General features: G+C 69.1%; 12 protein-coding genes and 1 pseudogene. 7 read left to right on the forward strand and 6 right to left on the reverse strand.

All coding sequences use genetic code 11. From position 1 onward, the window contains the following. Positions 1-288: 288 nt before the first annotated feature. A pseudogene (locus ACZ6DT_RS26650) lies at positions 289-549 on the forward strand (hypothetical protein); the annotation flags it as partial. Positions 550-641: 92 nt separating this feature from the next. On the opposite strand, the gene ACZ6DT_RS26655 reads toward ACZ6DT_RS26650, so the two are convergent. Further along, positions 642-1,718: a substrate-binding domain-containing protein gene (locus ACZ6DT_RS26655; RefSeq protein WP_465600017.1), complete on the reverse strand. Its 1,077-nt coding sequence runs from the start codon at positions 1,716-1,718 to the stop codon at positions 642-644. A 178-nt stretch (positions 1,719-1,896) separates the two neighbouring features. On the opposite strand from ACZ6DT_RS26655, the gene ACZ6DT_RS26660 reads away from it, so the two are divergent. Both ACZ6DT_RS26660 and ACZ6DT_RS26665 read left to right on the forward strand, forming a co-directional pair. Next, positions 1,897-2,415: a hypothetical protein gene (locus tag ACZ6DT_RS26660; RefSeq protein WP_465600019.1), complete on the forward strand. Its 519-nt coding sequence runs from the start codon at positions 1,897-1,899 to the stop codon at positions 2,413-2,415. An 87-nt stretch (positions 2,416-2,502) separates the two neighbouring features. Continuing rightward, the gene (locus ACZ6DT_RS26665; protein ID WP_465600021.1) at positions 2,503-3,243 is read left to right on the forward strand and encodes an SDR family oxidoreductase; all 741 of its coding nucleotides are present in this window, start codon (positions 2,503-2,505) and stop codon (positions 3,241-3,243) included. A 13-nt stretch (positions 3,244-3,256) separates the two neighbouring features. Here the strand turns inward: ACZ6DT_RS26665 and ACZ6DT_RS26670 are convergent, their stop codons facing one another. Continuing rightward, positions 3,257-4,291, reverse strand: coding sequence for an SDR family oxidoreductase (locus ACZ6DT_RS26670; protein ID WP_465600023.1), 1,035 nt, complete (start codon positions 4,289-4,291; stop codon positions 3,257-3,259). Positions 4,292-4,362: 71 nt separating this feature from the next. On the opposite strand from ACZ6DT_RS26670, the gene ACZ6DT_RS26675 reads away from it, so the two are divergent. After that, on the forward strand, positions 4,363-5,262 hold the full coding sequence (locus ACZ6DT_RS26675) for a LysR family transcriptional regulator (protein WP_465600025.1): 900 nt from the start codon (positions 4,363-4,365) through the stop codon (positions 5,260-5,262). On the opposite strand, the gene ACZ6DT_RS26680 is transcribed toward ACZ6DT_RS26675, so the two are convergent. Next, positions 5,242-6,684, reverse strand: coding sequence for an ABC transporter substrate-binding protein (locus ACZ6DT_RS26680; protein ID WP_465600063.1), 1,443 nt, complete (start codon positions 6,682-6,684; stop codon positions 5,242-5,244). The genes ACZ6DT_RS26675 and ACZ6DT_RS26680 overlap by 21 nt on opposite strands. 99 nt (positions 6,685-6,783) lie before the next feature. Here ACZ6DT_RS26680 and ACZ6DT_RS26685 point away from each other — a divergent pair, with 99 nt between their 5' ends. From ACZ6DT_RS26685 to ACZ6DT_RS26695, 3 genes are all read left to right on the forward strand, one after another. Further along, positions 6,784-8,121 (forward strand): LVIVD repeat-containing protein, encoded by a 1,338-nt coding sequence (locus ACZ6DT_RS26685; protein ID WP_465600026.1) that lies wholly within the window; start codon positions 6,784-6,786, stop codon positions 8,119-8,121. A 14-nt stretch (positions 8,122-8,135) separates the two neighbouring features. Next, positions 8,136-8,573 carry a hypothetical protein gene (locus ACZ6DT_RS26690; protein ID WP_465600028.1) on the forward strand — a complete coding sequence of 146 codons (438 nt, stop codon included), beginning with the start codon at positions 8,136-8,138 and terminating at the stop codon, positions 8,571-8,573. 66 nt (positions 8,574-8,639) lie between these two features. Then, positions 8,640-9,713, forward strand: coding sequence for a hypothetical protein (locus tag ACZ6DT_RS26695; protein WP_465600030.1), 1,074 nt, complete (start codon positions 8,640-8,642; stop codon positions 9,711-9,713). Here the strand turns inward: ACZ6DT_RS26695 and ACZ6DT_RS26700 are convergent. The 3 genes from ACZ6DT_RS26700 to ACZ6DT_RS26710 form a co-directional block, all read right to left on the reverse strand. Further along, complete coding sequence (locus tag ACZ6DT_RS26700) at positions 9,679-11,148, reverse strand: sensor histidine kinase (protein ID WP_465600032.1); 1,470 nt, start codon at positions 11,146-11,148, stop codon at positions 9,679-9,681. The two genes, ACZ6DT_RS26695 and ACZ6DT_RS26700, sit on opposite strands and share 35 nt — an antisense overlap. Continuing rightward, positions 11,145-11,834 carry a winged helix-turn-helix domain-containing protein gene (locus tag ACZ6DT_RS26705; RefSeq protein ID WP_465600034.1) on the reverse strand — a complete coding sequence of 230 codons (690 nt, stop codon included), beginning with the start codon at positions 11,832-11,834 and terminating at the stop codon, positions 11,145-11,147. The genes ACZ6DT_RS26700 and ACZ6DT_RS26705 overlap by 4 nt, the downstream gene beginning before the upstream one ends. Positions 11,835-11,940: 106 nt before the next feature. Beyond that, positions 11,941-12,480 carry a DUF4232 domain-containing protein gene (locus ACZ6DT_RS26710; protein WP_465600036.1) on the reverse strand — a complete coding sequence of 180 codons (540 nt, stop codon included), beginning with the start codon at positions 12,478-12,480 and terminating at the stop codon, positions 11,941-11,943. Positions 12,481-12,705: the final 225 nt, after the last annotated feature.

Consider the following 12,705-nt stretch of genomic DNA (forward strand, 5'->3'; position numbering starts at 1 on the left):
CATTCGCTGTACCCCAACACCGACCTCACAAACACCCAGCGCGAGCGGGGTGGCAGCTTGGGGCTTGGGTGGGGGTTTCGGGGGTGGTTTTTTGCTCCCCCCCCCCCCCCCCCCCCCACGACCCACTCGCAGAACTGGACGAATGCCCTAATCGGGCACCGGCGGCAGGTCACTTTGGCAAACCCGCTCCCCTCACCGGGTCGAACACTCACGAGCCCGAAGACCCACGCAGCTTCCGAAGCACGCCTCGCACCCCGAGCGGCGCGACGATCGCCACGATTCAGCCGGGTGGTCACATGCTCGGTTCCGGTCGCGGTCGGCGCTTTGCTGCTGTCGACCACGGTGTCCGGTGCCCAGCCGTCGGAAGAGGCGCGCACGCGGACCGGCATCACCGCACTGCAGAGCATCAAGAAGAGCCTCACCCCGGCCGAGCGCAAGCAGTCGAGCCAGCTCGTCATCGAGAAGCGCCTCCGCGCCGACAAGGGCCTGGCGGGCAAGCTGCCCGAGTACCGGACCGGGCTGGGCGTCAGCGACGCCGGCGCGCTCGCCGCCCTCGGCGTCGCCCCGAAGAAGTAACACACGCTCGAACCACGAAACGGCCCGGTGCGCGCGCACCGGGCCGTTTCCCTGTTTCAGGAGCTTCAGGACTTGACGCAGGACAGGCCGTTCGGGCCCGACACGGTCAGGAAGCCGTACCGCTGGATCGTGGCGGCGAGCTGGCCGCCGCACAGCGGGCTGGCGGTCGAGGCCGAGTCACCGTCGTCGAAGCCGACGGCGCGCTTGGCCTGGTCGTAGCTGGGGGTGCGGGAGTCGACGATGTTGTAGACACTGCGCGAACCCAGGAACGCCGTGGTGAAGGCGGGAGTGTAGTTGCCGGCGGAACCGGACACCGGGGAACCGTTGAAACCGGCTCCGGTCAGCGGGTTGACGGTGAAGCCCGCCCGCTTGTCCGCGACGACCGTGTTGCCCTGCGCGATGGAGAACGGCGCGATGGCCCTGCCGCGGTCGGCGACCGGGATGGAGTTGCCGTCTTGCTCCTGGAACCGCTTGATGGTGACCGGTTTGGTGGTCGGGTCGAAGCCGAGGGCGGTGCCGGTGAAGAAGCTCAGCGTGCCGGAACCGGTCTGCGGCAGGTAGACCGCGATGGGGGAGTTGGCGCCGCCGACCTGGTTCCAGTTGGTGATGGAGCCGTCGTAGATACCGCGCAGCTGCGCCAGCGTCAGGCTCAGGCCGGCGCCCGAACCGGTGGCCGAGGAGGCCCAGGTGACGCCGTCGGTGGCGAAGGCGAAGTACTCGAAGGTGGCGGGGTCCGACGAGCCGCGGGCCGAGGACGACCGCGCGATGTCGATCTTGCCGTCGCCCGCTTCGGGCGAGTCCTTCAGCGCGGCCTTGCCCTGCGACGAACCGTTCGGCGTGGGGTTGCCGGCGCTGTAGACGACCTCGTCGGCGAACGGGTCGGCCGGGACGGTGAACGTCTGGGTGCCGGACAGCAGCGGCGGCACGTTGACGAAGTCGTCGGGGTCGTTGTTCCAGGCGCCGCCGTTCGCGTTGGCCAGGATCGCGCCGGTGATGTCGACGGTGGTGTCCGAGCCCGCCGCGGCGATGACCTCACCGAGGCCGTTGGCCGGGGCGACCGCCGAGGCGGTGCCGGTCAGGGTGAGGCAGGCGCACGCGGCGATCGCGGTGGTGCCGAGAAACCGAGTGGTACGAGCACGCATCTTGTTTGCACTCTTTCTCTAGTCCCCAAGCCGTCACGGGATTCCGTGACTTGCCGCCAATCCTCGCTCCGCAACACTGTCCGGCGGCGGTGCTTCGCGTTCCCGCCCGACGTCATGGTGGTTGATCTCCGGGAAACGCACTTTCCGTGATCGGCCGTCACCGAGAACGATTCGGTGAATGTCCGTCGGAATCACGGCGGTATTTCCGGCGCCAATCCGTTATGGTCTCGATTCCTTCGCCGATGGACGCTTCGATGGCGGCGGACCGGAATCGGTCGAGACCACGTTGTGCCTCGATACGCCGCCCGTAGGCGTGGCTGGCGATCGCGACGATCCGGTCGCCCGTATGCAGGCGCCAGCGCCACCTGCCCCCACTGAGATGACTGAAATCGCTGGTCAACTCGGTGATGTTCGCGCTGAGTCAGGTGATGGCGGCGAGGCATTCCTCGGCGCGTGGACAGTCGGCGGGTGCCGAACCAGCGACACGTCGTTGCCGCCGAGCAGCCGCCATCGGATGGTCCGTTCACCGGTCTGGACCAGCTGGAAACGTGGATTCTTCGTCACAGTTCACCGCTCCGGCGACGAGGTGAACAGTGTGAATTCCCCCTGGGCACATCCGGTGAATCGCCGCGATGTGGTGAAGGGGTTACCGGTTTTCCTTAAGGGGCGACGGCCGCCGGGTGAACGTTTCCGTTGACGGCGGCGCGCTAGCCTGAACGGAGGCGGGTAATCGGAAAACCATCACCGAGCCGGTTCGCACCGGCACGGTCTGCGAGGAGGATCGATGGGCAACGGCAAGACCGCGGTCGTCACCGGAGCGGGTTCCGGGCTCGGCAGGGAGATCTCCCGTGCGTTACTCGGCGCCGGTTACCGCGTCGCACTCGCGGGCCGGCGCGGGGACGCTCTCGCCGAGACCGCCGGCGGTGACGCGAACGCGCTCCCCGTGCCCGCCGACGTCGGCGATCCCGATTCCGTCGCCGCGTTGTTCGAGACGGTCCGCAGGGAGTGGGGGCGGCTGGATCTCCTGGTGAACAACGCGGGTGTGTCGGTGGGCGGGACCGTCGACGAACTGTCCTTCGCGGACTGGAAACGCGCCGTCGACACCAACCTGACCGGGATGTTCCTGTGCGCGCAGCAGGCCGTGCGGCTGATGAAGGCGCAGGACCCGCGCGGCGGCCGGATCATCAACAACGGTTCGATCTCCGCGCACGCCCCGCGCCCCGCGTCCGTCGCCTACACCGCGACGAAACACGCGGTCACCGGGCTGACGAAGTCGATCTCGCTCGACGGCCGGGCCTGGAACGTCGCTTGTGGACAGATCGACATCGGCAACGCCGCCACGGAAATGACGCTGAGGATGGCGAACGGGATCCCGCAGGCCGACGGCAGCGTCAAGGTCGAGCCGACCTTCGACGCCCGGCACGTCGCGGACGCCGTGCTGTACATGGCCGGGCTGCCGCTGGACGCGAACGTCGGCTTCCTGACCGTCACGGCGACCGCGATGCCGTACATCGGGCGGGGTTAGGGGAAGCGGCGAGTCAGGGGATCACCTTCGCCTTCCGGAATTCGTCGAACAGCCGGAAGAACATCGCCGAAGTCTCGGCATACTCGTGGAAGCCGGCTCGCCGGGCCTTCGAGCCGTCCGCGAACATGTCGTAGTCCCAGCCGAACACGAAGTCCGCGAAGGCCCACGACGACGAAACCGCGTTGTAAGGCGCATCGAGGCCGTACTTCTCGGCGATCGACGTCCAGAGGTCTTCCTTGTCGGCCATGACGACGTTCAGCGACATCGGCAGCGGCGGAGCCACCTCCAGGTCGAAATACCGCGCGATCCGCGGCCAGAGGTCGTTCCACCGGAACAGATCGCCGTTCACGATGTTGTACGCCTCGTTCTCCGAGCCGGTGGCCCAGACGGTGGCCTTCGCCAGCAGTCCGGCGTCGGTCATCTCCAGGAGGCTGTCGTACGCGCCGGGTTTGCCGGGGAAGCGCAGCGGCAGGCCCAGTTCCTTCGAGATCGAGGCGTAGACGGCGATGGCCAGCGCGAGGTTCATCGGGTTGCCCAGCGCCGTGCCGCCGACCACCGACGGCCGGATGGCCGACCAGGTCCAGGTCTTCCCGGCCTGACGGCGTTCCAGGAACTGCTGCTGGTCCACGTTGAACTCGGGAGGCATATGCCCGGCGTCGTCTTCGCGTGCCGGGGTCTTGAACGGGCCGAGGTGGGCGCCGTAGACCTTGTAGCCCTGCATGAGGCTGATGTGGCGCAGCCCGGGCGCGGCCGGCTCGATCGCGTCGACGAGGTTGGTCAGCATCGCCAGGTTCGGCGGGACCAGTTCGGCCCAGGTCGGCTTGTCGACATAGGCCGCGTAGAACACGTGCGTGACGTCGTCCAGGCCGCCGAGCTTCGCGCGGGTGTCGTCCGCGTCGAGCAGGTCGACGGCGACCTGGCCGGGGCCGCCACGCCGCGAAAGGCCGATGACGCGCCAGCCGGGGAGGGTTTCCAGGTGTTCGATCAGGTTCTTGCCGATGACCCCGTTGGCCCCGGCGACCAGGGCGACCTTGTGTTCTTCGTTCATGTCTTCAAGCCTGGACCCGTCGCGCTGATAAGTCCAAGGCATAGATATCACCGCTCCGATAAACTTTCTTCATGACCAGCCTGCGGCAACTCGAGTACCTGGTGACCGTCGTCGACACCGGCTCCTTCACCCGGGCCGCGGAGTCGCTGCACGTGACGCAGCCCGCGCTGTCGCATCAGGTGCGCGCGCTGGAGAAGGGTGTCGGCGGCCCGCTGCTCGAACGGTTGCCGCGCGGCGTCCGGCTCACCCCGATGGGGCGGGCCATGCTCCCGCACGCCCGCGCCACCCTCGCCGACGCCGAACGCGCGCGGTGCGCGGCCCGGCAGGCGTCCGGGCTGGAGGCCGGGGAGTTGCAGATCGCCACGGTCTACTCGGTCGGCCTCGGCGTTCTGCCCGCGGCGTTGCGGGTGTGGCGCAGGCAGCGGCCGGACGTCGACGTCCGGCTGGTGGAGTTCCGGCACGCGGACGAACTCCGCGACGCCATGGCAGCGGGGGAGGCCGACGTCGCCGTCGGCCCGGTCCCGCCGGGCTGGGACGGGCCGGTCCGCGAACTCGGCACCGAGGAGTTCGTCGTGGTCCTGCCGATCGACGGACCGCGTGAGGACGACGGTTCGGGCGTCGTCGACCTGGCGACCCTCGCCGGCTGCGCGTGGGTGCATTACGCGCCGGGCAACGGCCTGGCCGACCTCGTCGACCAGGCCTGTGCCGCGGCGGGATTCCAGCCGAGGGCCGCGGTCCGGACCGAGCAGACCGCTGCGGCCCCGGTGCTCGCGGCGGCGGGTCTCGGCCCCGCGCTGGTCCCGGCCAACGTGCTGCCCGAAGGCTTCCACGGCCGTGTCCTGCGGCCCGATCCGGCGATCCGGCGCATCCTCGCCGCCTATTGCCGCAGTACGCCCGACCCGCTGACCTCGGCCTTCATCGACGTCGTCGCGGGGGAGTGCACGCTCGGCTCACCGCACGGAAACGCCTGACAGGTCCACGCCGCCGAACGGCGTCGCTTTCACCTCGCCGATCCGGTCCGCCCAGACGGCGTGCCCGTGCCCGGACCACAGTGGCACGACCGGGAGGTCCCGCAGCAACTGGTTCTCCACCAGCCGGTAGACCTCGCCGCTTTCGGCGGAGTCGGTCTCCTCAGCCGATTTGAGCAGGTCGGCGAACCCGTCGCTGGAGTACCCGGTGGCCTTCACGATCTCGGCAAGCGTCTCCTGCGGGCTCGGCGTCATCAGGTCCACGTCGATCGCGAACGGTCCTTGCCCGGGCTCCGCGGCGAGCGGGACCCCGACGGCCGCGCTGACCTGGTCCGCGAGCGGGCGCAGCCAGCCGGCCTGAGACTGTCCGAAGTGGACAGGCGTGTTCGGGAACTCCGCCTGGGTCAACAGGGACTTCCCGGCTCCGGCGTCGAAGGTGCAGGGGCGGCAGGTGCTGCTGCGTTCACCGGGGGCGACGGCGGGCGGCAGGAGTGACTTCGCCGGGTCGACCTGCTTGCCGAGGACGCCGGCCTCCAGTGCGGCGCGGTCGATCCCGAGCGCGAAGCCGTGCCGGACGGTCGCGTCGGAGAAGTGGTTCGCGGTCAAGGGAAACCCGAGGTAGGCGGCGGTCGGCAGCGCCCACATCACGTGCCGCCGCGCGAAATCCGCGTGCATGGCCTCGTGGCGATCACCGGGGACGAACGTGGAGAGGTCGAGCTTCCCGGCCTTGACCTCGTCGTATTGTGCGGCCGCGTCGCCGGTCTTCAGTTCGACCACGCGCGCCTTGCCCGGCGCGTCCGCCACGCGGATCAGTTTGCCGCCGGAGGGCTGCCAGGCGCCGTCCAGCCGGAACGGCCCGTTGCCGACGGGCCGCCGCGCGAACCCCGGCCAATCGCGCGACTTCAGCACCGACGCGGGCAGCGGGACGAGCGCGGGCGACGAGAGCAGCGCCGGGACCTGCCCGGACGGCCGGTCGAGCACGAGCCGGATGGTCAGCGGATCCGGCGCGGCGATCTCCTTGGCCCGCAAGAGGTCCTTGACCACGCGCGACGCCTGCCACCGCTCCGCGCCGATCGCCTTCCAGGTGTCCACATAGGACTGGGCGGTCACCGGCGTGCCGTCGTGGAACTTCCCGCCGTCCTTGAGCTTGACCGTCCAGGTGAGCCGGTCGGCGCTGGTGACCGCTTCCGCCGCGCGCGGCGTCAGCTTGCCCGTCGCTGGGTCGTGATCGGAGAGCGGCGTCCACAGCGCGCCGGTGAGCATGCGTCCGGGCTGGTCGCGGACGTCGGCGGGCAGGAGGGTCGCCGGGGCGGCCAAGCCCACGCGAAGAACGTCCGGTGCGGGCGGTTCGCCGGATTCCGTACAGCCCGCCGCGGCCAGTGCGGCGGCGAGGAGCGGGGCCAGAAGACGCAAGCGCATGGTCATGTCATAGCAGTCGACACCGACCATCGGTGGTTGTGCGGGCAAAGTGGTGATCTTAAGGTGAGGGGATCGGCCTGGGAGGTTTCTGTGCGAGGAAACTGGTTGCTCCGTTCGTGTCTGGCGCTCACCACGGTCACCGCGACCCTGATCGCCACCGGCCTGCCCGCCGCCGCGTGCGGCGAGGAGGACAAACCGGCCAGTGAGAACGCCCGGGTCGCGGGTGCGCCCGGCGCGGTGAAGAACGTCAAGGCCGTCGGCAACGTGCCCGACGCGCAAGGCGCCATCGCGATGGGGTTCCTGCAGTACGGCAAGCGCGACGTCATGGCGGTTTCCGGCGAATTCGGCCTGAAGGTCTACGACCTCACGAAGAACCCCACGGCGCCGAAGCTGATCGGCGAGGTCAGCCTGCCCGGCCTCTGGGAGACCGAGGACACCGAGGTCGACGTCAAGCGCAAGCTCGTCTTCCTCGCGCGGGACCCGCGGGCCTACGGCGGCACCACGCAGACCGGCGAGTCCGGCATCTACATCATCGACCTCAAGAACCCGGACAAACCGGCCATCCTGAGCTACACCAAGGTGCCCGCCGGTCACACGACGAGCTGCGTCGACGACTGCCGCTACCTCTGGACCGGTGGTCCCGCGAAGGCCGCGAACCAGCCCGCCGACTGGGGCGGCCGCCCGATCTGGGTGACCGACATCCGCGACCCGCGCAACCCCAAGACGTTCCCGAACCCGATCGAACTCGCGCGCAACGACGGCAAGACCGACTACGTGCACGACGTCCAGGTCGACGACGAGGGCGTGGCGTGGGTGTCCGGACGAGGTGGCGTCCGCGGCTACTGGACCAGCGGCCGGCACCGCGACCCCGTCCAGGGCAAGGTCCGCCGCGCGACCGCGTTCGACCCGGTGCCCTACGCGGGCGGCGGGGTCGAGGAGACGGCGGCACCGTCGAAGTTCATGCACAACAGCTTCCACCCGGCCGGACACCGCTCGGCCGACGGCGCCGACTCGAACCGCTGGCGCGGCCGCGACCTCATCTACGCCACCGAAGAGAGCTTTCTCGACGGCTGCGCCGGTGACGGCGTGCTGACGATCTCGTCGCTGAAGAACTCGTACAACGGTGAGGGCTGGCGCTCGACGCCGGAGAAGCCGTTCCGCCTCGAGTCCGTCGGCACCTGGAGCGTCGCCGGTCAGGAAGGCAGTGACCCGGCGTCGGGTGACTGCTCCGCGCACTACTTCGACATCCGCGGCAAGATCCTCGTGCAGTCGTTCTACGGGCAGGGCACGCGCTTCCTCGATGTCAGCGACCCGACCGACCCGAAGCAGATCGCCTACTTCCGCCCGGCGGACGCCAGCGCGTGGGCGCCCTACTGGCACAAGGGTTACGTCTATGTCGCCGACAACACTCGCGGAATCGACATCCTGAAGCTCACCGCCTGAGCGAAGATGTCCCCATGCGCACCATGGGGAAGACCTTGGGGTTCACGGCCGCGATCGTCCTGATCGCGGCCTGTGCCCCGGCACCGCCGGAGAAAATGGCCGTCCGCACCGACCCGGCGCCGGTCGCCGAGGACTTCCCGGAAGTCGGAGAGATCGTCGAGGCGTCCTGGGTCGAGGAGAGGATGGGCACCTCCGAAGGGCGGGTGGAGGCGCCCGGGCCGTCCGACCTCCAGCTGTCCGCAGTGGTGAAGCTGCGCGCCGAGGCCGTTTCGAAAGTGCTGAACGCCTACGAATGCCAGGCCGGTGTTCCGGCGGCGCCGGACCAGTTGAAGGCGCTCATGCCGTCCGGCGTGGCGTGGCTCTCCTGCGAACTGCCCACGACCGGCAAGTCGCGGACAGCGTTCGTGGCCGACGGCTCCGAACACGCGTTCCTGACGTCGACGACGATGTGACAGAGCCGTGCGAAGCCGGTGATCAGCGGTCATGGTGGCGACATGATCCGTTTCTAGCTTGGCACCATGACCACCTTGCTCGACCGGGCCCCGGTGCCCGTTCCTGGGAAGACCCCGCGGCGAAGCCTCACCGTGCTGTTCGGGATCGCCGTCCTCGTCGCTGGATACACCGGGTTTCGGTTGCCGGGGGAGTGGGCGGCGACCCTGCAGGCGATGTCCCTGACCGACGGCTTCCACCGGCGTTTCCTCGTGGGCACGCTCCTGAAGCCGTTCGGGAACGACTACTCGGTCTTCGCGGTCGCCAGTTTCGCCGTCCTCGGCGCGGTACTGGCGGCCGTGGCGCTCGCGTTCTTTCATAGCCGCACCGAAAGCCGGCGGTTGCTGATCGTCGCCTGGCTCCTGCTGCCGACCGGTGGCTACCTCTTCCATGAGGTCGGCTATCTGGACCAGATGCTGTATCTCCTGCTGTTCGGCGCGCTGTGGGCCCTGCATCGCGACAGACCGGTGCTCGCGAGCGCGGCGATGACGCTTTCGGTGACGGTGCACGAGATCGCGCTGCTCACCGTGCTGCCGATCTTCGGTTTCGCGCTGTTGCGGAAGTTCCCGTTTCGGCGCGCGTGCGCACTGCTCGCTCCCGGCGCCGTGCTCGGACTGGGGATCCTCGCGCTGCCACCCGCCGCTCCCGGCGCTGTCGAAGGACTCCGGCGGTCACTGTCCACAGCGGACTTTCCCTACCGTGTCGACGCGCTGGACCTGTTCGGCCGCACGCAGGCCGAGAGCTGGTGGCTGTACTCGATCACCGCCGTGCTGCTCTACCTGCTGCCTATCGCGGTCGCGGTAATCGGCGGCTTCCTGTTCCTGCACCGGCCGACGCTCGCCGCAACGGCGCCCGTCGCCGCGATCGGGGCACCGGTGCTGCTCGCGTTCGGCGGCTGGGACGATGCTCGCTGGGGATTCCTGCTGGTCACGAACTTCGTCCTGGTGGTGTGGCACCGGCTCGATCACCGCGAGCTGAAGCTGTCCCAGGTAGGCGTGCTGACCGCGTTGTTCCTGATCCTCACGCACGTCCCGATGCCGTACTTCGACGGCTACGCGCCACGTTGGCTCACCCTGGTGACTCCCGTGGAAGACACACGGTGAAGACGGCGCCGCCATCGTTGTGCACGGTGATCTCCCCGCCGTGGATCAGCGCGTTCTCGCGGGCGATGGACAATCCCAGCCCGCTGCCTTCGGTCGCCTGCCGCGCGTGATCGCCGCGTACGAACCGGTCGAACAGGATCGGGCGCAACTCGTCGGGAATCCCCGGCCCGGAGTCGGCGACCCGGATGGTCACCGTGCCGGAAAGGCCTTCCAGGGAGACCGTGATCGGGGTCCGGCCGTACCGTTCGGCGTTGACCAGCAGGTTGCACACGATGGTGTGGACGCGGCGCGGATCAGCGGAGACGGTCGTGTCGCCGGTGCTCGTCACCTGAACGAAAGTGTCCGGCACGCTCACCTCGATCGCGTCCTCGACGAGTGCGGGCAGGTCGACGAGTTCGGGGCGCAGGTCCGCGGAACCCGCGTCGAACCGCGAGATCTCCATCAGATCTTCGACCAGCCGCGCCAGCCGCCGGGCCTGCGTGCCGAGCAGCTCGGTCGCACGGGTCCGGACCTCGGGGCCGGCGTCGTCGAGGGTGGCCACCGTGGCGACCATCGACGCGAGCGGGGTCCGCAGGTCGTGGGCGACATCGGCGACGAATCGTTGCTGCTGGCGGTCCTTGGCGCGCAGCTCCTCGATCGCGATGCCGACCCGATCGGCCATCGTGTTGAACGACGCGGCGAGGTCGGCGAGCTCGTCGCGGCCCTTCACCGGGACGCGCACGTCGAAGGCGCCGCCGCCCAGGTCGCGGGCGGCGGCGGCGACTCGCAGCACCGGCCGCCGGATCCGGCCCGCGGCGAAGACGGCGGCCGCCACGCCGAGGACGGTGACGCCGAGTGCGATCCACCCCAGCTTCCACTGCTGGGCCGCCAGATCCTGCTCGAACGTGGTGAGGTCGAAGAACTGTACGACCCAGTACGCGACGAAGTTCGCGCTCACCACGAGGAGCCGATGACCGGTCACCGGATCGGTCGTGGTCGCCGACAACAGTTTCTCCGGTCCCGTGGTCCGCAGAAGGACCACGTCCTTCACCGTTTCCAACGCGGCTCGCCTGTCGGGCGGGGTCGCGTTCTCGGCGCCCGTCGTCCAGTCGTGGCTCTGTGATGAGGACTTGACGACTTCGGGAGGTCCTTCGGGCGCCTTGAAGTCGTCGTTCGTCAGCGGGGGACGGCTCGTGACGAGCATCCAGTCCGCCGCTGCCTTGTCCATTCCCTGGGAGAACATTTCCAAGGCCCGAGGAGAGCCCGCCATGAACTGTTCGAGATGAGGCCAGGCCTGCCCGAACATCGCCCCGAACGACGTCTTCGCCGCGGCGGTGAACCTGTCGAACGCGTCATCCTCTTGGATCTCGGCCGCACTGAAGGCCATCACAACCGTCGCCGTCGTGGTCACCGCCACGACCGCCAAGGTCACCCGGGCGCGGAGTCCGAATCTCATTCGCTCACCAGCCGGTAGCCGAGTCCGCGCACGGTCTTCAGCACCACGGGATCAGCCGGATCGTCCTCGATCTTCGCCCGCAGCCGCGCGACCGCCGCGTCGACGATCCGCGAGTCACCGACGTAGCCGTAGTCCCAGACCCGTTTCAGCAGTGCCTGCCTGCTCAGTACCTGGTTGGGATGTTCGGCGAACTCGACGAGCAGCCGGATCTCGGTCGCGGTCAGCGCCAGCTCGACGCCGTCGCGAGTCACGCTCATCGCGGCCGCGTCGATCTCCAGCCGTCCCACCCGCAACCGGCAGGCCGACGGCCCGGGAGCGGTGACGGCACGCCTGCCGATCGCCTTGACGCGCGCGTCGATCACCCGGGGTTCGGCGGGTTTGACCACGTAGTCGTCGGCGCCGCATTCCAGCCCGGCGACGATGTCGATCGGGTCGCCGCGGGCGGTCAGCAGGACCAACGGCAACCGGCTCCGTGCGCGGATCCGGCGGCACACCTCGAAGCCGTCCATCCCGGGCAGCATGACGTCGAGCAGGACGAAATCGAGTTCGAGCCGGTCGGTGAACAGCGCCTCCAGCGCCCGCTCCCCGGTCGGCGCGGCGACGACGTCGTGCCCGAGCGCCTTCAGCGCGAGTGTGAGCGCTTCGGCCAGTGCTACGTCGTCCTCGACGAGCAGGATGCGCGGCATGGTTCCCCCAAGATCGAAAGGCTCACCGATCGTAAGGGCGCTCTGTGGCACTGGCTCGGATCCGGGGCGGAACCGTCGCAGAGGCGTGCCGTCTCGTAACAAAGCTCTAGTTCTTGAGCTTCGGGTTCCAGGCGGTCAGCGTCAGCTTGCCGGTGGTCCCGAGGTCGGTGTCGACGGTGATCCGCTGCTCCGGGTCGCCCCTCACGGCCGCGACCGTCACATAGGCGCCCGCCTCCGGCGAACCCACGGTGACGGTGTTCGACCACGAAACGACCGAGAGCAACGTCCCGCCGGGCTGGACCGTCTGCGGGCTGACGCCGGGATCGATCGCCATGTACGACGACCCGTGCTCGACCTCGATGGCCATTGGCCGCTTTTCCTTGTCCAGTAAGCGGACTTCGGGATAGCCGGTGAGCGTGCGCGGTGCCGTGCCGCAGTTGGTGAGCGTGAGGACGACCGCGCGATGGCCCAGTGCGGCCTCGACCGGGCCGGACTTCACCGTGATCCCGGTGCCGAGACAACCCGCCGGTTCGACGGTGCCCGGCAGCGGCGTTTCCACGGGCGGCGGCGGTGCGGGTGGCGGCGGCGAACTGCACCCCGTCACGACGAGCAGCAGTCCACCCAGCAACCTCAGTTTCCCCAGCACGTCGGAACCCTATCGAAGTACGTGAAGGCCCCCTTCACGTACTAAAGGCAGACGTGGCATGAGTGTCCACAGGGGGAGCTGCCCGCGACTGAATGTCCAGTTGATGCGTATATGTTCGATTTTCGACCGGGTCGGGGGGGGGGGGGGGGGGGGGGGGGGGGGGGGGGGAGGGCTACACCCCCACCCCCCACCAAAACCCCCCCCCCCCAACGAAAACACCCCCCA

The organism is Amycolatopsis sp. NPDC041971 (assembly GCF_055588925.1).

Excerpts from the sequence above, each read along its gene's own strand:
- ACZ6DT_RS26675 (WP_465600025.1), top strand. The coding sequence starts at position 4,363 with ATGACCAGCCTGCGGCAACTCGAGTACCTGGTGACCGTCGTCGACACC.
- ACZ6DT_RS26670 (WP_465600023.1), bottom strand. The coding sequence starts at position 4,291 with ATGAACGAAGAACACAAGGTCGCCCTGGTCGCCGGGGCCAACGGGGTC.
- ACZ6DT_RS26695 (WP_465600030.1), top strand. The coding sequence starts at position 8,640 with ATGACCACCTTGCTCGACCGGGCCCCGGTGCCCGTTCCTGGGAAGACC.
- ACZ6DT_RS26660 (WP_465600019.1), top strand. The coding sequence starts at position 1,897 with ATGTCCGTCGGAATCACGGCGGTATTTCCGGCGCCAATCCGTTATGGT.
- ACZ6DT_RS26665 (WP_465600021.1), top strand. The coding sequence starts at position 2,503 with ATGGGCAACGGCAAGACCGCGGTCGTCACCGGAGCGGGTTCCGGGCTC.
- ACZ6DT_RS26655 (WP_465600017.1), bottom strand. The coding sequence starts at position 1,718 with ATGCGTGCTCGTACCACTCGGTTTCTCGGCACCACCGCGATCGCCGCG.
- ACZ6DT_RS26700 (WP_465600032.1), bottom strand. The coding sequence starts at position 11,148 with ATGAGATTCGGACTCCGCGCCCGGGTGACCTTGGCGGTCGTGGCGGTG.
- ACZ6DT_RS26680 (WP_465600063.1), bottom strand. The coding sequence starts at position 6,684 with ATGACCATGCGCTTGCGTCTTCTGGCCCCGCTCCTCGCCGCCGCACTG.
- ACZ6DT_RS26705 (WP_465600034.1), bottom strand. The coding sequence starts at position 11,834 with ATGCCGCGCATCCTGCTCGTCGAGGACGACGTAGCACTGGCCGAAGCG.
- ACZ6DT_RS26690 (WP_465600028.1), top strand. The coding sequence starts at position 8,136 with ATGCGCACCATGGGGAAGACCTTGGGGTTCACGGCCGCGATCGTCCTG.